We start from the raw sequence: 24,868 nt of genomic DNA, 5'->3' as shown, positions 1-24,868 counted from the left end.
CACTGTCCCGATCGGACGACATCCGGCGATGACGGTAGCGCCGCTACCTAGGTAGCGCAACCACCTAGTGGGGCCTCCTCCGGTCCGGCGAGGCTGATAGGTTGCGCCCTCCGCACAGGTTCGACGGGGGAATGCGCATGTCCGACACGGGGGCCGGATCCGAGCAGGGACCGGCGGGGGACGCGGAACAGCGGGGAGAGACCGCCTGGATGCGGCCGGCCGGCGAGCCGCCCGGCGTTCCCGGGCCGCCACCACCGCCCGCCACCGGGCCGGGTCACGGGTCGCCCGTTCCGGGTTACGGGCCGCCCATCGCTGGTCCGCCGTACGGTCCGGCCACGCCGGCTGCGCCGTTCGGGCCGTACCCGCCACCCGGCCCGCCGTCGTCCGGCCGCAGCCGCGGTCTGGTCGTCGCCGTCGCGGTGCTGAGCGTGCTGCTGCTGGTGGCGTGCTCGGGCCTGATCGGCGGCGCGTTCCTGCTGGGTTCCTCGCCCCGCGAGACGGCCGGGCGGGAGCCCGCCGCGCCGCCGGTGGCGCCCTCGCGGTCGTCCGGCGCGACGCCCACGCCGGGTGCGACGGCGAGCGCGGAGCCGTCGGCGCGCGGGCCGCAGCCGAGCGACTTCCCGGCGGCGCAGATCTCCGATCTCAACGACGTGTGCGACGGGGTTCTCTACTTCCCGCAGTCGCCGAAGCGCACCGGAGCGGCGCCGCATCCGGTGGCACTGCTCGTCGGCACCGACCTGGGCACGGGCAACCGCCGCCACGACCAGGTCTACTACTACGACGAGGGCCTGTCGAAGCGGGTGGAGCGGACCTGGGCGTCGGAGGACCCGAAGACCGTGCAGATGGTCGCCTGCCTGGATCGCACGAGCACCGGCGCGACGATCCGCAAGTGCCGGTACGACGACCCGAAGCCGGACACGCTGACGCTGCTGAAGGCCACCTACCGCCTGCGGGTGTACGAGGTGGCGACCGGCCGCCGACTGCTGGACAAGACCATGGGCGGGGACGACCAGCAGTGCCCGTACGTGGTCCTGTACGGCTCGGACAAGAAGATCTACGCCGAGGTCAGCCACCGATCGCTGCTCGGGGCGCTGCGCAACCTGGTGAAGCGGTAGGCGGGCGACGCCGGCCGCGGTCCACCGGGACGATGTGGGGAAACCGGCCGCACGGCCCCTCGCGGACCGGCCGGGATGTTCGATACCATCGAACATCCCGGCGGACGTCCCGCCACCTCGACAGGAGGTCCCCGTGCGGCCCATGAACAGTCAGCCGCCGTCGGAGCAGGCCGGCTCCGGTGGCGCCGCGGACGAGAACACGCCCGCGGGCGTCGTCGGCGGCCGGATCCGGCGCTACCGCAAGGAGCGCGGGCTGACGCTGCGCGGCCTCGCCTCCCGCTCCGGGCTGTCCATCGGCTTCCTGTCCCAGGTCGAGCGGGGCATCTCCTCCATCGGGCTGACCGCCCTCGGCAGCGTCGCCAAGGCGCTCGACCGGTCGGTGGCCGACTTCTTCGACGCCGGCACCGCCGCGCCGGACAGCACCGTCTCCTCGCTTCCCCGGCACTTCACGCTGACCAGGGCGGAGACGGCCGCCACGCAGTACGTGTCCGGGCAGCAGACCTACCGCATGCTCTCCGACCGCGGGCCGGACCTGGTACTCGAACCGATGCTCGTGCACATCGCGCCGGGCGGGCGCCGGGAGAACGCGTACGGTCACCGGGGCGAGGAGTTCGCGTACGTCATCTCCGGCGAACTGCTCTACGAGGTCGAGGGCGTCGAGCACCGGCTGTTCCCGGGCGACAGCGTGCACCTGCGCTCGTCGGTGCCGCACCAGCTCTACAACGACACCGACGCGGTGACGACTGTGGTCTCGGTGGTCACGCCCCGCCTGTTCTGACCCGCGCCCCCGGGCACCACGAATCGCCCTCCGTGTTCACGTAGGTGAACCCGGAGGGCGATTCAGCGTCCGGCGTCAGCGGCCGAGGCGTGCGTCCACGGCGGTCATCGTGTCCTGCCAGACGGCCGAGGCCGGGTCGATGACGGCGAAGTGGTCCCCCGGCTGTTCGAGGTGGCGGATCTCGTCCCCGGCGGCTGCCGCCGCGGCGGCGTAGCGCCGGTTGGCGTCGACGAGGTCGAGGCTGTCCTCCGTTCCCTGCACGAGCAGTGTGGGCACCCCTGTCGGCAGCCGGAGCATCGGGTCGCTCTCGGCGTACCGGCGTGGTGCCGTCACCGGTGAGCCGCCCAGCGCCGCGGCGACCGCGCCGTCGCCGAGGTAGCGCCGCTCGCCCTCGGTGAGGTCGAGCACCCCGGCCAGCGACACCGCGAGCGCGACACGCGGCCCGCTCGTACGCGCGGCGAGGTCCGCCGCGGCGCGCAACGCGAGCTGCCCGCCGGCCGAGTGTCCCAGCACGACGATCCGGTCCAGGTCGACCAACCGGTCGCGGGCCGGTTCCCGCAACGCGAGGAGGCCCGCCTGCACGTCCTGTGTAGTCGCGTCCCAGCCGTGCCGGTCCGGGCGCCGGTACTCCAGGTTCCAGCTCGCGTACCCGCGCCCGGCCAGGTCGACGGCGAGCGCGTCCATCAGGTCCGCGCCCCAGATGGACCGCCAGAACCCGCCGTGCAGCAGCACCGCGACCGGCGCCGGCCCGGCGTCCGGGGTGGACGGCAGCCGCAGGTCGCCCCACTGGTCCGGGTCCGGGCCGTAGGCGATCCGGGTGGCCGGCGCGCGGAGGCGGTGCACGGCGTGCCGGATCGCCCAGGCCAGGCCCCACAGTCCCCGCCCGGCCAGGTGGACCGCCCCGGGCACCGGCGGCTCGACTGTGAGGTCGTACCAGACCGCGCCGGACGGCTGCGCGCCGATCAGGGCACGGGCCGCAGCCGTGGGGCCGGGGAGCACCACCACCGGCTGGTCGGTCGCGGCGAGCAGCACGCGCATCTCGTCGGCCGAGGCAGCGGTGACGACCCCGCCGGAGACGTCGAGTTCGGCGCAGGTGGCGGCGGTCAGCGACGCCAGCAGGGCCGCGTCGGCCACCAGGCCGGGGCCGACCAGGACGGTGAGCCGCACCTGACTCACCTGCGCAGCAACGGCAGGACGGCCGAGCCGAGCAGGTCGACGCCGCGCTCGTCGGTGAGGCCGTGCGGCGTGCCGAACTCGACCCGGCGCACGCCCGCGTCGATGAGCGCCTGGGCCTGCGCGGCGACCTGCTCCGGGGTGCCGGAGAAGGCGAACCGGTCGAGCACGTCGTCCGGGATCAGCCGGCCCGCCGCCTCGTCCTCGCCCGCGTCGACCAGCTCGCCGACGCGCTTGACCAGGTCGTCGGGCATCTCGACGGTCGGGTCCAGCTCGGCCACCACCGCCAGGTACATGGCCACCTCGGTGCGGGCCTTGGCGCGGGCCACCTCGCCGTCGGTGTCGACGACTGTGACAGCGCCGAGCACGATGCCGACGTCCGCGACGTCGCGCCCGGCCTTCTCCGCGCCGGTTCGCAGCCGTTCGCGGATCACCGGGACCATGTCCGGGTTGGCGCTGCCGCCCACCTTGATCTCGTCGGCGATCCGCCCGGCCAGCGCCGCGCCCTGCGGGCCCCACGCGCCGAGCAGCAGCGGCGGGTCGGGCCGCTGCACGTCGTAGCGCAGGGCGGTGCCGGGGGCGAGCGAGAAGACCTTTCCGGTGAAGCCGCTGCGGTCGCCGCGCAGCAGGCGGTAGACGACCTGGACGGCCTCCTCGATCGTGGTCAGCGGCCGCGGCTGCGGCAGGCCGACAGCGCCCAGCCAGGTCCCCCGGGCCAGGCCCAGGTAGGCCCGCCCGTGCGAGGCCAGGTCCAGGGCGGCGATCTGACCGGCGATCTCGTACGGCGCCATCGAGTACGGGTTCAGGCAGGCCGCGCCGAGGCGTACCCGTTCGGTCGCCTGTGCCATCTCCAGCAGCGGGAAGATCGGCGGCTGGTACATCAGGTCGCCGAAGACGGTGAGCACGTCGAAGCCGTGCGCCTCGGCGGCGCGGGCCAGCCGGGCGTAGGCGCCGGCCGGCTTGTCGCTCTGGAGGCCGAGTCCGATCTCGACGGTCATGTCAGGTCCGCCGAGTTCATCGTGCGCCGGCAGGTCCGTTCCACCTTCATGACGAGCCGCTCCTCCGGGTCGGGGCAGATGAAGTGGGAGTCCTGGGCCAGCCAGTCCCCCGGCGCCAGGTCACGCTGCTTGGCGGCGAGGAAGGGCAGCACCGAGGCGAGCGCGTACACGCAGAAGTGCTTTCCCTCGGGCAGCCGCAGGTGCGCGCTGTTTGTCAGTTCGAAGTGGTCGCCCACGGCCATGCCGCACACCGACCGGCCCTCGATCCGGTCGACTGTCACCTTCAGGTCGTAGATCTCCATGTCGCCGTCGGCGCTGTCGCTCACGGCCCCTCCCCCTCGTCGATCCGTACGATGATCTTGCCGGTGGTCCGGCGTTCGGCCAGTTCGGTGAGCGCCGCGGGCGCCTCGTCCAGCGAGACGACGCGGCTGACCGGCGGCCGGACCGCGCCGGAGGCGCACATGTCGAACAGCTCCTGGTAGGCGGCCTCGACGGCACTGGCCCGCCGCCACGGGTACTGCGAGCCCCAGGACAGGCCGACGAGCGTCGCGTTCGCCGCCATCAGCCGCAGCGGGTCGACAGGCGGCGGTGCGCCACCGGCGGCGCCCACCGCCACCAGGCGTCCCTCGAACGCGAGGCACTCCCAGGAGCGGGCGAACACGTCGCCGCCCACCGGGTCCACGACGACGTCCACGCCCCGCCCGCCGGTGGCCGCGAGCACGGCGGGCACGAAGTCGTCCGCCGTGTAGTCGATCGCCACCTGGGCGCCGTGGTCGCGGCAGATCGCGATCTTGGCCGGACCGCCGGCGGTGGCCAGGACCCGCGCGCCACGGGCGACGGCCAGCTGGATCGCGGCGATGCCCACCCCGCCGGCGCCCGCGTGCACCAGCACCGTCTGCCCGGCCGTGAGACCGGATCGTTCCAGCGCGAACCACGCCGTCTGGTAGGTGACCGGCAGCGCCGCCGCGGTGACCGGATCGACGGTGGACGGTCGCGGCACCACCACCGCGGCGTCCACAGTCACCGTGCTGCCGAGCGCGCCGCGCGGCAGCGCCGGGCAGGCGAGCACCTCCTGACCCAGCAGGTGCTCGGCCCCGGCGCCGGCGGCGACGACCCGGCCGGCCGTCTCCACGCCGGGTGTCATCGGCGGGTCCGGCCGCACCGGATACTCGCCCCGGCAGAGCATGACGTCCAGGAAGTTCAGCCCGACCGTACGGACGGCGAGCTGCACCTCACCGGGGCCGGGCGGCGGGTCGTCGGGCAGGTCGGCGACCGACAGCACGTCCGCCGGCTCACCGGTCCGCCCGGCGACCAGCCGCCGGATCACGCCGCGCCCACCGGTTCCCGGACCAGCTCGGCGTGGTGGTGCACGATCACCCAGCGGCCGTCGATCCGGCGCACCACGTCGGTGACCCGGGTGATCTCCGGCTCGTCGTCCGGGCCGAGCTGCGAGACCAGCTCGTACCGGGCCACGCCGAAGTCCTCCCACACGTCGATGCGCTTGTCCCGCGGGGCGAGCACCGCCAGCCGGGGCCGCTGCCCGGCGGCGTCCCGCCGGGCGCGGTACTCGTCCAGTTCGGCCCGGGTCCGCAGCGGCCCGGGCAGGTGCGTCTCCCAGGTGGTCACGTCGGGGTCCAGGTGCGTGTCGAACCGCTGCTGGTCCCCCGCGAGGAACGCGTCGTACATGTCGTCGATGCCGGCGGCGATCTCCGCCGCGCCTGCCTGCGCGAACGTCATCGCGTCTCCTCCTGGTTACGGTCGTCGCGGGCGATCTGCCCGCCCTTCATCACCCACCGCACGTCCCGGAACGCCGAGGTGTCGGCGAGCGGGTCGGCGTCGGTCGCGATCAGGTCGGCGAGCTTGCCGGCCTCGACCGTGCCGAGGTCGGACTCCGCGCCGAGCCACCGGATCGGGCCGAGCGTGCCGGCGTGGATGGCCCGCGCGGCGCCGATCCGCTCGGACATGTACTCCAGCTCCCGGATCGAGGCGGTGGTGCCCTCGAACTCCCAGAACGGGGGGACGTCGCTGCCGAGCAGCACCTCCACGCCCGCGGCGATGGCCATCTCGAAGCTCTCCAGGTGCCGGGGGCCGGCGCCGAGCGACCGGCACTGCATCCACTCCGGCACGCCCAGCTCGTCGAAGAACTCCTTGCAGCGCGTCACCAGCAGCGTCGGCACGAGCGCCGTGCCACGCTCGGCCATCCGCGCCGCGACCTGCGGGGTGAGCTGGTAGCCGTGCTCCACACAGTCCAGTCCCAGCTCGACCGCCGCGCCGATCACCTCGGCCGGTCCGGCGTGCGCTGTCACCTTGCGGCCCCACGCGTGCGCGGTCTCGATCACCGCCGTCATCTCGTCGGCGAACAACTGCGGCGTGTGGATGCTCTCGTGCTCACCGGCGATGCCGCCCGAGATCATCACCTTGATCAGGTCCGCGCCGGCCTTGATCTGGCTGCGCACGCCCTGTCGGAAGCCGACCGGGCCGTCGCACTCGAGCGTGTCGTTGCCCTCGTGGCCGTGCCCGCCGGTGCACACCAGCGCCCGTCCGGCGGTGTAGATGCGCGGACCCGGGACACGCCCGGCGTTGATCGCCCGCCGCAGCGCGAAGTCGGCGTGGTCCTTCTCCGCCACGCAGCGCACCGTGGTCACGCCGGTGTGCAGCGTGCGCCGTGCCCCGTCGGCCATGTAGTGGGCGAGGTCGTACGCGCCCATCCCCTTGACGTCGTCGCCGGCGGAGCCGGGCAGCGACAGCGAGAAGTGGGTGTGCATGTTGACCAGGCCGGGCGTCACGTACGCGCCGTCGAGGTCCACCTCGGTCAGCCGGCCGGCGGCCCGCGCCTGCTCGGCCACCTCGGCGTACGGCCCGACGGCGGCGATCCGGTCACCCCGGACCCACACCCCGGCGCCGGTCACGGGCGCCATGCCGTCCACCACGCGGGCGTCCAGCACTGTGCAGTTGCCGAGCAGCACGCTCGGCTGTTCGGGCGAATAGGCGGCACTCACGCGATCACTCCATAAACGTCTCGGGCGGCCCGCGCGGAGACGTAGCCCTCGGCCACGTCCCGTCGCACCGCCTCCGGATCCCGACTCCTCGGGTCACCGTGCCCGCCGCCACCGGCGGTCAGCAACGTCACCCGATCCCCCACCGCCACCGCGGTACGCCGTGTGCTCACCCGGTGCTCCCGGTCCGTGCCCGGGAAGACGACCACCTGGTTCGGCTCCGGCTGCTCGCCGCCGGCCAGCGCCCACGGCGCGCTCTTCGTCTTCTTGATCACCGACAGGAACTCACCCGGCGTCACGAACCGGATGTCCCGCCGCAGGCCGCAGCCGCCCCGGAACCGGCCGGCGCCACCGGAGTCGGTACGGATCTCCAGGCGCTCGAAGAACATCCCGGTCTTCGACTCCAGCACCTCAACCGGCGTGTTGCGCGCCTGGGTCTGGCACAGGTGGTTCGCCGGTCCGATGCCGTCGTGCCGGGGCGTGCCGCCCCAGCCGACCGGGTCGTTGTTGCTGACCGCGAACATGTCGCCGGTGTCCGGGTGCCGGCCGACCATCATGAACCCGGGCACGTCGCCCCCGGAGGAGGCGGCCAGCCGGTCCGGCATGCCCTGCGCCAGCGCCTTGAGGATCAGCTCCAGCGCGACGGTGCCGGTCCACTGGGTGAACGTGGCGGCCGGATACTGCGCGTGGAACAACGTACCGGGCTCGGCGCGTACCCGCAGGGGCGCGAAGTGCCCGGCGTTGGTCTGCTCGTGCGGCGTGGTGACGCCCTTGAACGCGACCCGGCAGGTGGCGATGGTCGCGCCCAGCGGCAGGTTCACCGGCCCGGGCACCGCCGGGGACGACCCGGCGAAGTCCACTGTGAACTCGCCGTCGGCGACGGTGACGGTGACCCGCATCCGGATCGGGTCGTCGCTGACCCCGTCGTCGTCGAGCCAGTCCTCGGCGGTCCAGCTGCCCTGCGGCAGCGCGGCCACCGCCTCCCCGGCGCGCCGCGCGGCGGCGTCGATCACCCGGTCGACGACCGCGTCGACCACCGCCGGACCGTAGTCGCGGTACAACTCGGTCACCCGCCGCTCACCGGTACGCAGCGCGGCGATCTGCGCGTTGAGGTCGCCGAGGACGAGTTCCGGCATCCGTGAGTTGAACCGGATCAGCTCGTGGATCTCCGGCACCGGCTCGCCCCGGGAGTACACCTTCGTGCCGGGGAAGATGATCCCCTCCTGGTGCATGTCCGTGGAGTCGAGCACGTAACCGGGATCCTTGGCGCCCAGGTCCATCCAGTGCGCCCGGATGCACAGGAAACCGATCAGCTCCTCGCTGTCCGGCAGCACCACCGGCGCGAACATCGTCGCGTCGTACGTGTGCGCCGCGTTCCAGTACGGGTAGTTGAGCAGCACCACGTCGCCGCGGTGCAGGTTCTCCACGCCGACGTACTCGACGCCCTTGCGCAGGGAGTAGTCGTTGGCGCCGAGGAAGCGGGACAATCCCGTCGACTCCGCGACCAGCCGCAGCCGCCGGTCGTAGACGGAGATGCCGAAGTCGTACACCTCGTAGATCACCGGGTTGAACGCGGTGCGCACCAGCGCGGCCCGCATCTCCTCGGCGGCCGAGACGAGATGGCTGCGGACGACCTCGACGGTTGCCCCGTCGACCGTCGGCTCACCCATCGACGTCCACTCCGTAGACGTCCCGGGCCGCCTCCGGGGAGACGTAGCCCTCGGCCACGTCGCGCCGGACCGCCTCGGGGTCGCGGCCGCGCGGGTCGCCGTGCCCGCCGCCACCGGCGGTCAGAAGGGTGACCCGGTCGCCCACAGCGACCGTCGTGCGCTTGGTGCTCACCCGGTGCTCGCGGTCGGTGCCCGGGAACACCACGATCTGGTTCGGCTCCGGCTGCAAGCCGCCGTCGAGCGCCCACGGCGCGCTCTTCGTCTTCTTGATGACGGTGAGGAACTCACCGGGCGTCACGAACCGGATGTCCCGCCGCAGGCCGCAACCACCACGGAACCGGCCGGCGCCACCGGAGTCCTCGCGGATCTCCCAGCGCTCGAAGAACATCCCGGTCTTGGCCTCCATGACCTCGATCGGGGTGCCCCGGCCGGTGCTGCCGGAGACGTGGGTGGCGGCGTCCATCCCGTCGTGCTGCGCGGTGCCGCCCCAGCCCACCAGGTCGTTGTTGCTGACCGCGAACATCTTCCCGGTGTCCGGGTGCAGGCCGACCATCATGAAGCCGGGCACGTCGCCGCCGGAGGAGGCGGGCAGCAGGTCCGGCATGCCCTGGGCCAGCGCCTTGAGGATCAGCTCCACCGCGACGATGCCGGTCCAGAGCGTGAACGTCGGCTGCGGGTAGACGGCGTGGAACAGCGTGCCCGGCTCGGCCCGCACCTCCAGCGGCGCCACGGTGCCGGCGTTCGACGGCTCGTCCCGGGAGGTGAGCGACTTCAGCACGACCTTGCAGATCGCCTCGGTCGCGCCGAACGGCATGTTGATCGGGCCGCGGGTGGCGGGCGCCGAACCGGCGAAGTCGACGACGAAGCGCCCGTCGGCGATGGTGACGGTAACGCGCATCTTCACCGGGTCGTCGCTGATGCCGTCGTCGTCCACCCAGTCCTCGGCGGTCCAGGTGCCCTGCGGCAGCGTGGCCAGCGCCGCGCGGGCGCGGGCCTCACCGTCGGTGATGATCCGGTCGATCGCCTGGTTCACGGTGTCCCGGCCGAACTTCTCGATGATCTCCAGCATCCGCCGCTCGCCGGTGCGCAGCGCGGCGATCTGCGCGTGCAGGTCACCCAGCACCGCGTCCGGCATCCGCGAGTTGAACCGGATCAGCTCGTGGATCTCGCGCACCGGCTCGCCCCGGGACACGACCTTGGTGCCCGGGAAGATGAGCCCCTCCTGATGCATGTCGGTCGAGTCAAGCACGTAGCCGGGGTCCTTGGCGCCCAGGTCCATCCAGTGCGCGCGGACGCAGAGGAAGCCGACCAGGTCGCCGTCCGCGTCGGGGTCCGCCTCGTCCGGCCGGAACACCGGCGCGAACAGCGTCGCGTCGAACGCGTGCGCCGCGTTCCAGTACGGGTAGTTGAGCAGCACCACGTCACCGCGGTGCAGGTTCTCCCGGCCCACGTACTCCACGCCCTTGCGCAGCGAGAAGTCGTTCGCGCCGAGGAAGAACGTCAGCCCGGTGGCCTCGGCGACCAGCCGCAGGTCGGCGTCGTACATCGACAGGCCGAAGTCGTGCACCTCGTAGATGACCGGGTTGAAGGAGGTACGGATGAGGGTGGCCCGCATCTCCTCCGCGGCCGACAGCAGATAGCTGCGGACGACCTCGACCTGGGCTCCGTCCAGCGTGGTCATGCGGCTTCCTCCAGGGTGACGAGCAGGTATCCGTGGTCGTCGACGGTGACCCGCTGGCCGCTGGGCACCACTGTGGTGGAGGTGCCCTCGTCGATCAGCGCCGGTCCGTCGAAGGTGTCGCCCGGCTCCAGGCGGGCCCGGTCGTAGACCGCGAACGGCACCACCGCCTGCTGCCCGAAGTCGTAGGCGTCGCGGTGCGCCAGCAGCGCCTGCGACGGGTCGCCGTCGCCGCGCGGCAGGGTCTCCAGCTCCGGCCGGTCGGTGCGCCCGATGCCGCGTACCCGCAGGTTGAGGATCTGGAGCGGGTTGCCCATGGTGTGGCCGTACCGGGTGCGGTGCGTCTCGTCGAACGCGGCGCGGATCGCGTCACGGTCCAGCTCACGCCCGACGGTGACCATCAGGCTGTGCTCCTGGCCGAGGTAGCGCAGCTCGAACTGCCGCTCCAGTACCGCCTCGCCGGCCGGCACGCCCTGCGCCACCAGCGACGCGACCGCCTCGGCCTCAACGGCCTTGAACAGCTGCTCCAGCTCCGACAGGTCGGCGTCGTCGAGCGTGGCCATCACGGTACGGCTGAAGTCGTTGACGATGTCGGCCGAGAGCATGCCCCAGGCGGAGAAGCCGGACGGCGCGAACGGCACGACCACCTCGCCGATGCCCATCTCCCGGGCCAGCAGCGGTGCCAGCAGCGGGCCGGCGCCACCGAACGCGAGCAGCGCGAACTGCCGGGGGTCGTGCCCCCGCTCGACGGTGATCTGCCGGACCGCGCCCACGGTGCGGGCCAGCAGCACGTCGAACACTCCCGCCGCCGCGTTCTCCACGCTCAGGCCGAGCGGATCGGCGAGCTGCTCCTGGATCGCGGCGCGCGCCTCGGCATCGCGCAGCCCCATGGTGCCGGCGAGGAAGCGGTCCGGGTCCATGTAGCCGAGCACCACCGCCGCGTCGGTGACAGTCGGCTTGGTGCCGCCACGGCCGTAGCAGACCGGGCCGGGGTCGGCGCCGGCGCTCTGCGGGCCGACCTTGAGCAGGCCGTGGTCGAGCCAGGCGATCGAGCCGCCGCCGGCGCCGATGGTACGGATGTCGTACGTCGGGATGAGCAGCGGGAAATGCTCCAGCTGGGCCTCGTACGCGGCGACCGGGTTGCCGCGCTCGATCACGCAGGCGTCCAGGGAGGTGCCGCCGATGTCGAACGTGAGCACGTTGTCGCGGCCCAGCTCGGAGGCGACGTAGGCGGCACCGACGATGCCGCCGGCCGGGCCGGACAGCACTGTGTGCGTGGGGGCGGTCTTGGCGACCGCGCTGGTCATCGAGCCGCCGCCGGAGCGCATGATCAGGAAGCGCCCGGAGAAGCCGCGCTCGGCCAGGCCGGCCTCCAGCTCGTCCACGTACCGCTCGAAGATCGGCCGGATGTACGCCTCCAGCACCGTGGTGCTGGTGCGCTCGTACTCCCGGTACTCGCGCACGATGTCGGTCGACAGCGACAGGCTGACCTCGGGGAACTCCTCGTGGATCAGGCGCGCGGCCTCCCGCTCGTGGCTCGGGTCGAGGAACGAGTGCAGGAAGCAGATGGCGATCGAGGTGACCTGCTGGTCCACCACGAGCGTGCGGGCGGCCTCCCGGACGCTGTCCGGGTCCAGCGGCTCCACCACGCGGCCCCGGTAGTCCAGCCGGCCCCGCACACCGGCGGTGAAGCGGCGCTGCACCAGGCTCTCCGGCCGCTGGTACTGGAAGTCGTACATGTGGTCGGACGGCACGTTGCCGCGGCCGATCAGGAAGACGTCCCGGAAGCCCTCGTTGGTGATGATGCCGGTACGGCCACCACGGCGTTCCAGCACCGCGTTGAGGCCGAGGGTGGTGCCGTGGATGAACAGCTCCACCTCGGACAGGTCGGTGCCGAGCGCGGTGATCGCGTTGAGGACACCGTCCGCAGGCCGGGCCGGGGTCGTGGCCGCCTTGCGGAACCGGACCCGGTTGGTGCGAGTGTCCAGCTCCATGGCGTCCACGAAGGTCCCGCCGATGTCGACGGCGAGCCGGATGGGGCGACGGGTCATGGCGTGACAGCCTGCCTTCCGATGAGGGCGGGAAGCTCGGGAACGCGCCAGCAGGCGGCCCGGCTCTCGCCGTACGACTGAAGCTCCTGCTGCTCCGCTCGGCACCGGTCGGTGACGAACGGGCACCGGGCGGCCAGTGGGCACCCGGTCGCGGCGTCGGCTTCCTCCAGGTCCTTGACCAGCTCGACGGCCTCGCCGTCGGACCCGGTCGTCCCGCCGAGGCGGGGGGCGCTGCCCAGCAGCGCGCGGGTGTACGGGTGCCGGGGCGTGTCGAAGACGACGTCCACCGGCCCCTCCTCGACGACCCGGCCGAGGTAGAGCACCACGACGCGGTCGGCGAACCCGCGCACGGTGGCCAGGTCGTGGGAGATGAACACCGAGGCGCGTTCCGCGTCGGCGGCCACGTCGGCGATCACGTCGAGGATCTGCGCCTGGACGGTGACGTCCAGCGCCGAGGTCGGCTCGTCGAAGACGATCAGGTCCGGCTCGCCGACCAGCGCGCGGGCGATGCCGATGCGTTGCGCCTGACCACCGGACAGCTCGTGCGGGTAGCGCTGGAGGATCGACCGGTCCAGCTCCATCCGGTCCAGCACGGCGGTGACGCGCTCCTCCCGCTGCGCCGGGGACAGGCCCGCGGCGCGCAGCGGCTCGGCGATGGAGTCGCCGACGGGACGGCGCGGGCTGAGCGAGCCGATCGGGTCCTGGAACACGAGCTGGGCCCGGGTCCGTGCCCGGCGCAGTGCCCGGCCCCGCGGACGGGGGCGGCCCGGCTGCTTGACCAGTGCCTGCCCGGCGACCGTGACGGTGCCGGACGTGGGCGCGACCAGGCCCATCACGAGCTTCGCGAGGGTGCTCTTGCCGCAGCCGCTCTCGCCCACCACACCGAGCGTCTCGCCCGGCCCGAGCCGCAGCGTGACGCCGCGCAGCGCGTGGTGCCCGCCGGAACCGAACCGGCTGCGGTAGACGACGTGCGCGTCCTCGATCTCCAGCACGGCGGGCTTCGCGTCCGCGCCGGCCGAGACCGCGCCGGACGCTGCCGGCGTGTGCGACACCTGCGGCACGTCGGCGTCCAGCGGCCGGGTCTGCGGGTGGAAGCAGGCGAGCGACCACTCGCCGCCACCGGGTACCGGCACTGTGGCCGGGCGCCGGGACGAGCAGGTGCCGTCGGCGTGCGCGCACCGGGCGACGAACGGGCAGTTGTGCGGCTCCTGCGTCAGCAGCGGCATGGCGCCGGGAGTGGCGACGACCGGCCGGCCGCCGACGTCCGGCACCGAACGCAGCAGCGCCCGGGTGTACGGGTGCGCGGGATCCCGCAGCACCTGCGCGGCCGGTCCGCTCTCCACCACGGTGCCGGCGTATAGCACCACCACCCGGTCGCAGACCTCCGCGATGGAGGCCAGGTCGTGCGAGATCAGCAGGACGCCCCGGCCGTCGGTGTCGGCGGCGTGCCGGAACTGACGCAGGATCTCCCGGGTCAGGGTCACGTCCAGGCCGGTGGTCGGCTCGTCGGCGATCAGCAGCTCCGGCGCGCAGCCGGTGGCCAGCGAGATCATCACCCGCTGGGCCATGCCGCCGGACAGCTCGTGGGCGTACGCGTCGAGCCGCCGCTGCGGGCTGCGGATGCCGACCGCCTCGAACAGCTCGCGCGCCGCCTCCCGGGCCCGGTCGCCGGACATGTCCTGGTGGGTGGCGAGCCGGTCGACGAGCTGCTTGCCGATGGTGCGGGTGGGGCTGAGCGCGCCGCGCGGGTTCTGGAAGCAGATCGCCACCCCGCGCCCGCGGTGGGCGGCGAGCGCGGTGTCGTCCATCCGCAGCACGTCCGAGTCGCCGAACAGCACCCGGCCGGTGGCGTGCGAGCCGCCGGGCAGCAGCCCGACGACGGCGCGGGCCACCATGCTCTTGCCGCCGCCGCTCTCGCCGACCAGGCCGACGACCTCGCCGGGCCGGACGGCGAAACTGACGCCGCTGAGCGCGGCGACCTGCCGGCCGGGCCGGCGGATCGTCACGGAGAGGTTCTCGATCGACAGCATGGTCACCGCCGCTTCGCGTTCGCGCGGTCCTGCAGGCCTTCGCCGAGCAGGCTGAACCCCAGGACGCAGACGAACAGGGCCAGGCCGGGCGGGACCGAGGTCCACCACCGGCCGCCGACCACGTCCGCGGCACCCAGGCTGATCATGGCGCCCCACTCCGCCTCGGGGATGCTCACGCCCAGGCCGAGGAAGGAGAGCCCGGCCAAAGTGAGCATGGCCCAGCCGCAGTTCAGCGGCGCGATCACCCGGACCGGGGTGAGGCTGTTGGGGAGCAGGTGCCGCCAGAGCACGCCGATCGGTGACGCTCCGGAGGTGATCGCGGCATCCACGAACGGCAGTTCCCGCAGCGACCGCACCTCGGCGCGGACCAGCCGGGCGTACGCCGGCGCGTTCACCGCCGCGATCGTGATGATCAGGTTGATCGTGCCGTTGCCGAGCAGCGCGGCCACCGCGAGCGCCAGGATGAACGTGGGGAACGACTGGAAGATGTCGACCACCCGCATCAGCACGTCGTCGAGCCAGCCGCCGAAGTAGCCGGCGACCAGGCCGAGCAGCGTGCCGACGACCACCGCGAGCGCCACGGCGGCCAGCGCGATGCCCAGGTCGAGCCGGGCGGCGTAGAGCACCCGGCTCCAGATGTCCATGCCGTTGCCGTCGGTGCCGAGCAGGTGGCTGCCGCCCGGCGCGACGAGCGTGTTCGCCGCGTCGATCTCGGTCTCGCCCCACTGGCTCAGCAGCGGCGCGAACACCGCCAGCAGCGCGACCACCGACAGGATGCTCGCCCCGGCGATGATCATGCGGCGGGCGAATCGGCTGTCCCGGTCGCCGCCGGGCACGACCACCGGCGCGGCGGCGGGACCGTCGGGGACGGTTCGCAGCTCGGCCATCAGAGCCTCACTCTCGGGTCGAGGATCGCGTGGACCACGTCGGCGATGAGGAACACCAGCACGTAGCACAGCGCGATGACCAGCACCGACGCCTGCACCACCGGGTAGTCCCGGTAGAGCAGGCCGCGCAGGGCCCACTGGCCGAAGCCCTGCCACGAGTACACGTACTCAACGAGCACGGTGGAGCCGATCGCCGTACCGAAGACCAGCGCGGCCAGCGACGGCAGCCGGACCAGCGTCGCCCGCAGCAGGTAGCCGTAGTGCAGCGTGCGGTCGCGCAGCCCGTGCGCCTTCGCCGCGGCGTACGACTCCGAGTGCAGCACCTCCAGCGCGGAGGCCCGGACGCTGCGCAGCAGCGGGGCGACCACGCCGACCACGAGGGTCAGCACCGGCAGCACCAGGTACGCCGCGGCCGAGGCGATCGCCGGCCCGTTGGCGGTGAGGACGGCGTCGACGAGGTCGGCGCCGGTGAGGGGGGTCAGGCCGGTGTCCGGGTCGACGCGTCCGTTGGGGGCCGGGAACCAGCCGAGGATGCTGTAGCCGACGAGCACCAGCACCAGGCCGAGCCAGAACTCCGGTACGGAGTTGCCGACCAGCGCGAAGATCCGGACGCTGTGGTCGCCGGCCCGGTTGGCCCGCTTGGCCGACCAGATGCCCAGCACCGTCGCCACCACGAGCGCGATGCTCACCGAGATGACGACGAGTTCCAGGGTCGGACCCACCCGCAGCGCCATCTCCGAGCCCACGGAGCTGCCGCTCTGGATCGACGTCCCGAAGTCACCGGTCAGCAGCCCGCCGAGGTAGTCGAGGAACTGCTGCCACAGGGACTGGTCCAGCCCGAAGCGGGCACGGGCCGCGGCGGCGTCCTCCTCTGTGGCGTTCTGCCCGAGGATGCTGCGGACCGGGTCGCCCGGCAGCACTCGGACCAGGAGGAAGGCCAGGACGACCACTCCGAGCAGAACGGGGATCAGCTGGAGTAGTCGCCTGACGACGAACCGGAAGATGCGCATGGGTGGGTGACGTCCCTAGGCCGAAGCGCTCAGGTAGCGCAGGCGGGCGAGGCCGTCCATCGGCTGCACCCAGCCGGCGACGGACTCCCGGACGGGCAGGTTGAAGTTGGGCTGGCAGATGACCACCCACGGCACGTCGGCGGCGAGGATCTCCTGGACCCGCTTCCACAGCGCGTTGCGGGCGGCCGTGTCGACAGTGGTGTGCGACTTCTCGTAGATCTGCTCGATCTCCGGGTTGCTGTAGTTCGAGTAGTTGAGGTTGGCGCCCTTGACGAAGCTCGTCGCCAGCATGTACTCGACGTCGTCCACCCAGAGCTGCCCGGAGGTGATCTGGAGCGGGATGTTCTTCTTCGTCCGCCGCTCGCCCAGGGTGGCCGGGTCCAGCGGGGTCAGCTTGAGCCGGATGCCCGCCTTCGCCGCCTCGCCCTGCACCTGGACGGCGATCTTCTGCTGCTCCTCGTTGTCGGCCTCGAAGACCAGCTCGGAGTCGAGCGACGCCCGGCCGGCGGCGGCCATGGCGGCCTTCGCCTTCTCCAGGTCGTAGGTGAACGGGTAGCCGCTCTCGTCGTAGCCGGGCATGTCCAGCGGGACCGGGCTCTTGGCCGCGCGGGCGTCGCCGCCGTACACGTTGTTGATGATCTGCTCGTAGGGCACCGCGTACGCGAGCGCCTTGCGGATGTTCACGTCGTTGAACGGCGCGGCGGTCACCGACATCTGGATGGCGACCTGGCGGTTGCTGGCCGCCGAGATGACCTTGATGCCGGCCGCCTTCTTGAGGTCCTGGATGTCGCGCTGGCTGATGCCCAGGGCGATGTCGATGTCACCGGCCTGGAGCTGGAGCCGCTGGTTGGAGGCGGCCGGCACCACGGAGATCCGGATGGTCGGCGTCTTGGCCGGGTCCGGGCCCGGGTAGCCGGTGTTCGCGCTGAGCTCGATCTCCTGGCCCTGGGTGGCCTTGGCGACGTTGAAGTAGCCGCCGGTCGGCGGGTTCTTCGCGAACCACTCCTTGGCCCAGGGGTCGCTGCCGCTGGCGTGCTTCTTGGCCTCGACGGAGTCGAAGACGTACAGCGAGATCGCCTGGATCTGCCGGGTCAGCGCGCTCGGGAACGCCTGGTGGAACTCCACCGTGTAGTCGTCGACGACCTTGACCTGGTCCGCGCTGGTCAGGCCGATGGTGCGGTAGACGCCGGCCACGTTGGCCTGGGCGGCGAACGCGCGGTCCTTCGACCACTTCACGTCGGCGGCCTTCATCTCGTTGCCGCTGGCGAACTTGACGCCGCGACGCAGCTTGAGCGTCCACACCTTCTGCTCGGCGTCCGGCTCGAACGACTCGGCGAACGTCGGGGTGATGTTCTGGGTGTCGAGGATCTGGCTGCCGCCGGCGTTGGTGACCCCGTAGTCGATCAGGTACGGGAAGACGTTCTTGTAGAGCATCAGCGCGGTCAGGTCGAAACCGACGAAGTCCTGGTCCCAGCTCGACAGATAGCTGGAGACGGCGATGCGCAGCGTCTTGGCGGAGGCGCCGCTGGACTTGCCGTCCGTGGACTTGCTGCCGCTGTCCGCGGCGCAGGCGCCGGTGGCGAACAGGAGCGCGACGCTGCCACCCAACTGCAGGACGCCGCGGCGGGAGAGCGCGGGCGAGGAGGCGCCCGGACGGGGTGAACGAGCCATGAGAAGCCCTCCTAGAAGCACGAGGCGAATGGCCCGAGCTGCGGACCTACCTGGTGTTCTACCGGATTAGGCACGAGTGAACAATAGGGTGAACGGTGTTCACTGAACACGCCCGCGCTGTGAAATTAGAGCGCTCCCGAAGTGCGGGATGACCCCGGTGTCAGCGTTCACATGAGTTCACCGAAACGTTACGTACGACGGATCGAACGGGGCCGGAAACGCCGATGACCCCGGGAGGGACACCCGGGGTCATCGTGCGCGCGGCGGTCCGCGCGGCTCAGGGGTGGCCGGTCTCCTCGGACGCGCCGGTGATCATCGAGACGATCTCGTTGCGGCTGGTCCCGGTGATGTCGCGGACGCCGACCTGGCGTCCCCGGCGCAGCACCGCCACCCGGTCGGCGATACGGAACACCTGGTCCAGGTTGTGGCTGACGACGAGCACGGCGGCACCACGTTCCCGCAGCTTCAGGATCAGCTGCTCCACCTTGGCGGTCTCGGCCACGCCCAGCGCCGCTGTCGGTTCGTCCATCAGTACCAGGCCGCTGGCCCAGTGGGTGGCGCGGCAGATCGCCACCGCCTGGCGCTGCCCGCCGGACAGGTCCCGGATCGTCGCCTTCGCGCTGGGGATGCGCACGTCCAGCGCGTCCACCAGCTCCTGCGTCTCCCGGGCCATCCGGCGCCGGTCGAGCAGGCGCAGCGGACCGCGGGTCAGCTCCCGGCCCAGGAACATGTTCATGTAGACCGGCTGCGAGTCGGCCAGGGCCAGGTCCTGGTAGACCACCTCGACTCCCTGCCGCCGGGCGTCGGAGGCGTCCCGGAACGTCACCGGGCGCCCGTGCATCTCCAGCTCACCCTCGGTGGGCTGGTAAACCCCCGAAATGATCTTCACAAGGGTGGACTTGCCGGCGCCGTTGTCGCCGACCAGCGCGGTGATCTGCCCGGCGGCCAGTTCCAGGTCGAAGCGCTCGATCGCGACCACGCCGCCGAACTGCTTGCGGATGCCGCTCAGCCGCAGCGGCGGGGCGCCCGCCCGGGTCGCGTCGTCCTTGTGGATGACAGTGCTCATCATGCCCTCCCTGCGCTGCGAGCCGCCTGGTTACCAGTGCCGGGCCCGTCGCCCGCCTCGATGTCGTCCAGCCCGATCGGCGCCGAACCGTCGGCGGCGTACACACCGGCCACGGCCGGGGCGCCCGACCGCACACCGGTGACACCGGCGGTCAGCGCCCGGGTGACGAACGCCTGCGGCCGGAACCCGAACAGGACCGTGTCTCCGGGTGCGACGCCCGGCGCGGCCGTCACGTCGGCCATCGCGTAGTAGTCGATCGCCTCGGGCGCGGGCATCTCGACGTCGACCAGGTACGCGTCGTCGAGACCACCGCCCCGGGGCACGATCAGCGCCCGGGTGCCGCCCAGGCCGAGCACCGGATCGACGTAGAGCCCACCGCCGAAGACGTACGCCCGCCCGTCCCACAGGTGGGACACCTCGCTGACGTAGAGCACGGCGGGCTCCTCGACCAGGTCGGTGACCGCGTGCCAGGGCGTCGTGCCGGTGAGCCCGTGGCCGGGTTCGACCTGCGTCACGCCCGCCTCGGCCAGCATGGCCAGGATCGCCGCCGACGTCGTACCCGGGGCGTTGATCTCGACGTGCGACCACCCGGCGGCGCGCAACGCCACGGCGGCGGCCCGCAGGGTGCCGAGGTTCGGGGTCGGCACGACCCGCCCGGCGGCCGGATCGAACAGCTGGGTCGGGAAGCTGGTGACCCCGGCGAACCGGGCGCCGTCGAGGGCGTCGAGCCGGTGGGCGACAGCGACGATCTCCTCGGCCGGCCAGCCGCCCTCGTGGCCCCGGTAGAACCGGTCGCCCGGCGCCGCGATCCGGGCGAGCAGCGCCTGCTCCCGCCCGGCCGCCGCGCTCGCGGCGGCCGCCTCCGCGGCCTTGGCGTCGTTGAAGACCGTCCAGTACGCGGGCGCGAGCGCGGCGGCGACCGCGGCCTCGTGCCGGGGGATCTGCACCAGATGACCGAGGTGACCGATGCCGAGCCCGCCGTGCCGGTCGGCGAGCGCGCACTGGAGGTCGACGCCGACCGCCTCGGTGATGCCCGCGTCGCGGACCGTCCGGCAGAAGTCGGGGTTGCGCCCGACCTGCTTGGTCATGGCGTAGACCGACAGCCCGTGCCGGCCGGCCTCGGCCCGGATGGCGGCGGCGTTCGCCGCGACCGTGTCGAGGTCCAGCGCGTAGCAGTTGGCGGGCAGGTCACCGCTGTCGTGCAGGTTCGCGGCGGCGGCGAGCAGGCCCGGATTGCGGCGTCGCAGCAGGTCCAGAAACATGCGGTTGCTTCCTTCCGGGTCAGCTTCGCCGCTCGCGCAGCGAGAGGGAGACGGCCACCAGGATGATCGCGCCGCGCGCCATCATCTGCTGGGACACGGACAGGCCGGCCAGGATCAGGCCGTTGTTGAGCATGCCCATCAGCAGGCTGCCCAGCACCGCGCCGATGATCGAGCCCTTGCCGCCGAAGAGGCTGGTGCCACCGACGATGACGGCGGCGATGACGGACATCAGGTCGGCCTCGCCGAGGGTGTACCGGGCGCCCTGGAGGCGGCCGGCGTAGAGCAGCCCGGCGAGCGCCGCGCACATCGCGCTGCCCATCAACACCATGATCTTGACGCGGATCACCTTGATGCCGCTGACCCGGGCCGCCGCCACGTTGTCGCCGATGGCGAGCGTGTGCGCGCCGTACCGGGTCTGCCGCAGCACGAGGTAGCCGACCACCGCGGCCGCCACCGACCAGAGCACCAGGCCGGGGATGCCGAGGATCTCGCCCTGGCCGAAGAAGGACAGGAACGCGTCGTTGCTGACCGGCACCGACTGGAGGCCGGTGACCTCGCGGGCCAGACCGGCCACCGCGCCCATGGTGGCGAGCGTGACCAGGAAGCTGGGCAGCCGGACGAGCGTCACGAAGACGCCGTTGACCAGGCCGACCGCCGCGCCCGCGGCGAGGCCCGCCGCCACACCGAGCAGCATGCTGTCGGTCTCCCGCATCGTCACCGCGCCGACGAGCGCGGAGAGCGCGACGACCGAGCCGATGGAAAGGTCGATCTCACCCGCGGCCAGTACGAAGACCAGCCCGACCGCCATGATCGTGATCGGCGCGGTCTGGATGACGATGTTGGTGAGGTTGCTCGTGGTCAGGAAGCCGTTGCCGCCCTGGGTGATGGCGAAGAACAGGAACACGACCGCGAAGCCGATGTAGACCACGTAGTCGCGCCAGTTGATCCGGCGCCAGGCCGGGACGGCGCTGGTCTTCACCGCCGCATCGGTGTGGGTCATCTATCGTCCCTCCGCTGTCTGGAAAGAGGTGTTCCGGTGGGCCGGTGCGTCGTCGCGGACGCCGGCCTCCCGGCGGGCGACCGCGACGGCGCCGAGCAGGCCGGCCCGGTCGCCGAGCCGGCTGGTCTTGATCAAGGGGGCGTCCGCGCTGAGCGCGGCGACCCAGCGCCGGACCGGTTCGACGAGTTCGGCCCGGGAGCCGATGCCGCCGCCCAGGACGACCGCCTCCGGGTCCAGGACGGCGGTGACCGCGACGACCGCCAGGGCGATCAGGCGGGCCTCCTCGTCGATGGCCGCGAGGGCGCTCGGGTCACCGGCCGCGGCCCGGTCGAAGACGTCGGGCACGCTCGCCTGCTCGCCGGACACCGCGCGGTAGCGGGCGGCGAGGGCCGCGCCCGCGACCGCCTCCTCCAGCGCGCCCTTCACCTGGTTGTCCTTGTCGAACGGGTCGGTGCCCAGGGGCAGGTAGGAGATCTCCCCGGCCGCGCCGCGCGCGCCGCGGACCAGTTCGCCGTCGAGCACGATGCCCATGCCGACGCCGGTGCCGACCGCCACGAACACGAAGTGCCGGTGGGTACGGCCGCTGCCCAGCCACCGCTCCCCGGCGGCGGCCATGTTGACGTCGTTGTCCAGCACGACCGGGTGGCCCAGCCGGCGGGTCAGCTCGGCCCGCACGTCGAGGGCCTCCAGGTCGGAGACGTTGGGCGACAGCTCGATGGCGCCGGTGGCCGGGTCGGGGACGCCGGGCAGGCCGATCGCGCTGGCCCGCACGTCGGACCAGTCGACGCCGGCCCGCACCGCCAGCTCGCGCAGCAGCGCGTCGATCTGCGCGGCGACCGCCGTACCGCCCCGGGGGTCGGTCGGCTGCACCTGCTCGGCCAGGACGAGGCCGTCGAGGTCGGCGAGCGCGGCCCGCAGCTTGGTGCCGCCGAGGTCGACGCCGGCGACGTAGCCGCACGGACGCGGATGCGCGGCCATCAGCCGACCGTCAGGAGCCGGGCCGGGTTGGCCGTCAGCATCTGGTCGATCGCCTCCGGCGGCACACCGAGCCGGGCGAGACCCGGCACGATCTCCCGGCCCAGGTACGAGTACCCGAGGCGGCCGTGCGTGCCCGGGTTCAGGTACGCCTCGGCGCCGGTCAGGTCCATCGAGAGCAGGATCCGGTCGGCGTACCCGTCCCGGACCAGTCCGGCGAGCATGCCCAGCCGGGCCCGGTCGGGCCGGTGGTACGCGCGCTTGGCGAACTCGCCCTCCGGCGGGTCGGCCGGCAGCGGGGCGAGTACGAAGTCCCAGAACTGCTTGCCGAGCGTGTCGAAGGCGATGTTGACGCCGGTGGCCAGTACGGCCCGCAGGTAGTCCGGGTCGGGGTTGATGTCCAGGTGGCCGATGACGACGCGGGAGAGGTCGGCCTTCTCCTCGCGCAGGATCTCGACCTGCTCCAGCGCCATCGTGCCGTGGGTGGTGTGGGTGTTCACCGCCAGGCCGGTGGCGACGTGGGCGCGGGCGGCGGCCCGCAGGCACTTCTCCTCGTGCGGGGTGATCTCGTTCAGGCCGGTGGCCTGCTCGCCGAAGATGCCGACCTTGATCCCGGTGTCCCCGACGCCGATCGTGGCGTCGGCGACGAACCGCTCCCGCATCTCGTCCACGCTCGCGGACAGCGCCCAGCCCGGGGAGTACGGCTCCAGGTAGATCGCCGACCCGGCGACCACGTGCAGGCCGGTACGCAGTGCCACCTCACGCAGCAGCGTCACGTCGTGACCGACCACCTCGTACGGGGACAGGTCCACGACCGTGCCGAAACCCAGCTCCGGCAGGCCGCTCACCGCGCCGGCGGCGAGGTCGGCGCGGTCGTCCCCGGCGCCACCGGACAGCCACGGCCCGGGCACCAGCGCGCCGAGGTGCTCGTGGCTCAGCACCCGGCCGAGCGACTCGGGAGGCACCGGCCCGAGGACTGTCTGGACGTACCCCATGTGCTTCTTCCTCTCGTCTCGCGGTGGTCGCGGTCCCGGCGGTGGGCCGGGCCGCGTCCGGCGAGGTCCGGGGCCCGTTCGGGGAGGCCCCGGACCTCGCGGCCCGGCGTCAGTTGCCGAGCACCTCGGCCGGGGGCTCCTGGCCGTAGTCGTCGCGCCAGGCGTCGGCGATGTTGTCCTTGGTGGCGGCCATCGGCGATCCGACGACCAGCTCCGGGGCCTTCTTGCCGAGCAGGCCGTACGCGGCCACGATGCCCAGGTTCTCGCCGAGGCGGGTCGAGCCGTTGGCGACGACACCGGCGACGTTGCCGCCCTTGACCATGTCGGCGGCGAGGTTCGCCTCCAGGTCGTTCGTGACGATCTTGACGTCGGTACGGCCCTGCTGCCGGGTCGCGGCGAGCACGCCCTCGGCGGCGGTGGCCCAGGCGACGTAGACGCCCTTGAGGTCGGCGTGGCGGGTCAGCATCGCGGTGGCGATGTCCTCGGTACGCGCCGGGTCGGAGAACCCGGCCTCCTCGACGATCTCGATGTCCGGGTAGAGGTAACCCAGCCAGTCCTTGAACGCCTTGTCCCGCTGGTTGGTGAACCAGAAGTCGGCGTCGTGGTAGACGTAGCCGACCTTGCCCTTGCCGCCGAGCGCCTTGCCGAGCATCTCCGCGTTGGCCTTGCCGAACGCGGTCAGGTCGGCGGTGACGATGCCGACGATCTGCTCGCCGGACTTGTAGCCCTTCGGCGGGGTGGTCATCACGACGAGCTTGACGCCGGCGTCCACGGCGGGCTTGAAGGCCGCGGCCGCCGCGGTCGGGTCGACGGCGATGGTGACGATCAGGTCGGGCTTGAGCGCCAGCACGGTCTGCACGTTGTTGGCCTGCCGTGCCGCGTCGAACTCGGCGCTGGTGCTGGCCAGCACCTTGATGCCGAGCTGGTCGAACTCCTTGCGGACGCCGGACTCCACGGCCTTGGTCAGCGCGGAGCCCTCGTGCCAGACGAAGGCGGCGGAGTACTCGCCGTCCTTGACCTTCTGCCGCTCCTCGGGGGTGAGCGAGAGCTGGTCGGCGGCGGTCGGCGTCTCGCCGCCGGGGCCGACGAACGACAGGCTGGGTTCGGTACGCGGGCCGCTCGACGCGCCGCCGCTCCCGGAGGTCTCGTTCGAGCAGGCGCCGACCATGAGCGCCAGGGCGCAGAGCGCGCCGAGGGCGGCACCACGTCTACGGCTGAGAATCATTGCTCTTCCCTTCACAGCAACGGGGTCTGGAACCGGTGATTCCGGACTGACACGGGGGTCCGATGCGACCGGCACGGCGCGTGCGGGGGCACCCGCCGCCGTCCCTGGGGGCCGGCGACCTCTATTTCCGTTCAGGGTGAAAGTATTATCGCGTTCATCACAGGGAGTCAAGAGTGCTGGTCAGAGATTCGACCCACTCCGTCCGGCGCGCCTCCACCGCGCTTCACCTCGGGTTTCGCGCTTGGGCCGGGCGGGAGCCGGAGACGGGCCGCGCCGGGGAAGTCCGCC

The 24,868-nt window shown here is 72.5% G+C and carries 21 protein-coding genes; 2 read left to right on the top strand and 19 right to left on the bottom strand.

Annotated elements, in window-relative coordinates; genetic code table 11:
• Positions 1–137 precede the first annotated feature (137 nt).
• Both FB455_RS05925 and FB455_RS05920 read left to right on the top strand, forming a co-directional pair.
• Positions 138–1,115, top strand: a complete 978-nt coding sequence (locus FB455_RS05925) for a hypothetical protein (protein WP_030270827.1) — start codon at positions 138–140, stop codon at positions 1,113–1,115.
• A gap of 142 nt (positions 1,116–1,257) precedes the next feature.
• Positions 1,258–1,893, top strand: a complete 636-nt coding sequence (locus FB455_RS05920; protein ID WP_221488115.1) for a helix-turn-helix domain-containing protein — start codon at positions 1,258–1,260, stop codon at positions 1,891–1,893.
• A 75-nt stretch (positions 1,894–1,968) separates the two neighbouring features.
• Here FB455_RS05920 and FB455_RS05915 read toward each other — a convergent pair whose 3' ends face one another.
• The 19 genes from FB455_RS05915 to FB455_RS05825 all read right to left on the bottom strand — a co-directional run bounded on the left by FB455_RS05915 (position 1,969) and on the right by FB455_RS05825 (position 24,580).
• Positions 1,969–3,060: an alpha/beta hydrolase gene (locus tag FB455_RS05915; protein ID WP_240322323.1), complete on the bottom strand. Its 1,092-nt coding sequence runs from the start codon at positions 3,058–3,060 to the stop codon at positions 1,969–1,971.
• A 5-nt stretch (positions 3,061–3,065) separates the two neighbouring features.
• Positions 3,066–4,064 (bottom strand): LLM class flavin-dependent oxidoreductase, encoded by a 999-nt coding sequence (locus tag FB455_RS05910; protein ID WP_013285159.1) that lies wholly within the window; start codon positions 4,062–4,064, stop codon positions 3,066–3,068.
• The gene (locus tag FB455_RS05905; protein ID WP_013285158.1) at positions 4,061–4,390 is read right to left on the bottom strand and encodes a TIGR04076 family protein; all 330 of its coding nucleotides are present in this window, start codon (positions 4,388–4,390) and stop codon (positions 4,061–4,063) included. The genes FB455_RS05910 and FB455_RS05905 overlap by 4 nt, the downstream gene beginning before the upstream one ends.
• Positions 4,387–5,391: a zinc-binding dehydrogenase gene (locus tag FB455_RS05900; RefSeq protein ID WP_145752591.1), complete on the bottom strand. Its 1,005-nt coding sequence runs from the start codon at positions 5,389–5,391 to the stop codon at positions 4,387–4,389. Before FB455_RS05900 ends, FB455_RS05905 begins: the two co-directional genes overlap by 4 nt.
• Positions 5,388–5,801: a nuclear transport factor 2 family protein gene (locus FB455_RS05895; protein WP_030270835.1), complete on the bottom strand. Its 414-nt coding sequence runs from the start codon at positions 5,799–5,801 to the stop codon at positions 5,388–5,390. Before FB455_RS05895 ends, FB455_RS05900 begins: the two co-directional genes overlap by 4 nt.
• Entirely contained in the window at positions 5,798–7,063 is a 1,266-nt protein-coding gene (locus FB455_RS05890; protein WP_145752589.1) for an amidohydrolase family protein, read from the bottom strand. Before FB455_RS05890 ends, FB455_RS05895 begins: the two co-directional genes overlap by 4 nt.
• Positions 7,060–8,730 carry a hydantoinase B/oxoprolinase family protein gene (locus tag FB455_RS05885; protein WP_013285154.1) on the bottom strand — a complete coding sequence of 557 codons (1,671 nt, stop codon included), beginning with the start codon at positions 8,728–8,730 and terminating at the stop codon, positions 7,060–7,062. The genes FB455_RS05890 and FB455_RS05885 overlap by 4 nt, the downstream gene beginning before the upstream one ends.
• Positions 8,723–10,411 (bottom strand): hydantoinase B/oxoprolinase family protein, encoded by a 1,689-nt coding sequence (locus FB455_RS05880; RefSeq protein WP_030270839.1) that lies wholly within the window; start codon positions 10,409–10,411, stop codon positions 8,723–8,725. The genes FB455_RS05885 and FB455_RS05880 overlap by 8 nt, the downstream gene beginning before the upstream one ends.
• Positions 10,408–12,459 (bottom strand): hydantoinase/oxoprolinase family protein, encoded by a 2,052-nt coding sequence (locus tag FB455_RS05875; protein ID WP_013285152.1) that lies wholly within the window; start codon positions 12,457–12,459, stop codon positions 10,408–10,410. Before FB455_RS05875 ends, FB455_RS05880 begins: the two co-directional genes overlap by 4 nt.
• The gene (locus tag FB455_RS05870) at positions 12,456–14,489 is read right to left on the bottom strand and encodes an ABC transporter ATP-binding protein (RefSeq protein ID WP_030270841.1); all 2,034 of its coding nucleotides are present in this window, start codon (positions 14,487–14,489) and stop codon (positions 12,456–12,458) included. The genes FB455_RS05875 and FB455_RS05870 overlap by 4 nt, the downstream gene beginning before the upstream one ends.
• Before the next feature lie 2 nt (positions 14,490–14,491).
• Positions 14,492–15,376 (bottom strand): ABC transporter permease, encoded by an 885-nt coding sequence (locus FB455_RS05865; protein ID WP_030270843.1) that lies wholly within the window; start codon positions 15,374–15,376, stop codon positions 14,492–14,494.
• Positions 15,376–16,386, bottom strand: coding sequence for an ABC transporter permease (locus FB455_RS05860; protein WP_013285149.1), 1,011 nt, complete (start codon positions 16,384–16,386; stop codon positions 15,376–15,378). Before FB455_RS05860 ends, FB455_RS05865 begins: the two co-directional genes overlap by 1 nt.
• 15 nt (positions 16,387–16,401) lie before the next feature.
• Positions 16,402–18,057, bottom strand: coding sequence for an ABC transporter substrate-binding protein (locus FB455_RS05855; RefSeq protein WP_030270845.1), 1,656 nt, complete (start codon positions 18,055–18,057; stop codon positions 16,402–16,404).
• 277 nt (positions 18,058–18,334) lie between these two features.
• Positions 18,335–19,123 (bottom strand): ATP-binding cassette domain-containing protein, encoded by a 789-nt coding sequence (locus FB455_RS05850; protein WP_145752587.1) that lies wholly within the window; start codon positions 19,121–19,123, stop codon positions 18,335–18,337.
• Positions 19,123–20,385, bottom strand: coding sequence for an alanine racemase (locus FB455_RS05845; protein WP_030270848.1), 1,263 nt, complete (start codon positions 20,383–20,385; stop codon positions 19,123–19,125). The genes FB455_RS05850 and FB455_RS05845 overlap by 1 nt, the downstream gene beginning before the upstream one ends.
• A 19-nt stretch (positions 20,386–20,404) precedes the next feature.
• Positions 20,405–21,385, bottom strand: coding sequence for an ABC transporter permease (locus FB455_RS05840; protein ID WP_013285145.1), 981 nt, complete (start codon positions 21,383–21,385; stop codon positions 20,405–20,407).
• Entirely contained in the window at positions 21,386–22,363 is a 978-nt protein-coding gene (locus FB455_RS05835) for an ROK family protein (RefSeq protein ID WP_071096014.1), read from the bottom strand.
• Positions 22,363–23,355: a phosphotriesterase family protein gene (locus tag FB455_RS05830; RefSeq protein ID WP_013285143.1), complete on the bottom strand. Its 993-nt coding sequence runs from the start codon at positions 23,353–23,355 to the stop codon at positions 22,363–22,365. Before FB455_RS05830 ends, FB455_RS05835 begins: the two co-directional genes overlap by 1 nt.
• Positions 23,356–23,464: 109 nt before the next feature.
• Entirely contained in the window at positions 23,465–24,580 is a 1,116-nt protein-coding gene (locus FB455_RS05825) for a substrate-binding domain-containing protein (RefSeq protein WP_013285142.1), read from the bottom strand.
• Between the last annotated feature and the right edge of the window lie 288 nt (positions 24,581–24,868).

It is taken from the genome of Micromonospora sp. CNZ296 (assembly GCF_007827635.1).
This window is presented reverse-complemented; position numbering and strand designations above follow the sequence as displayed.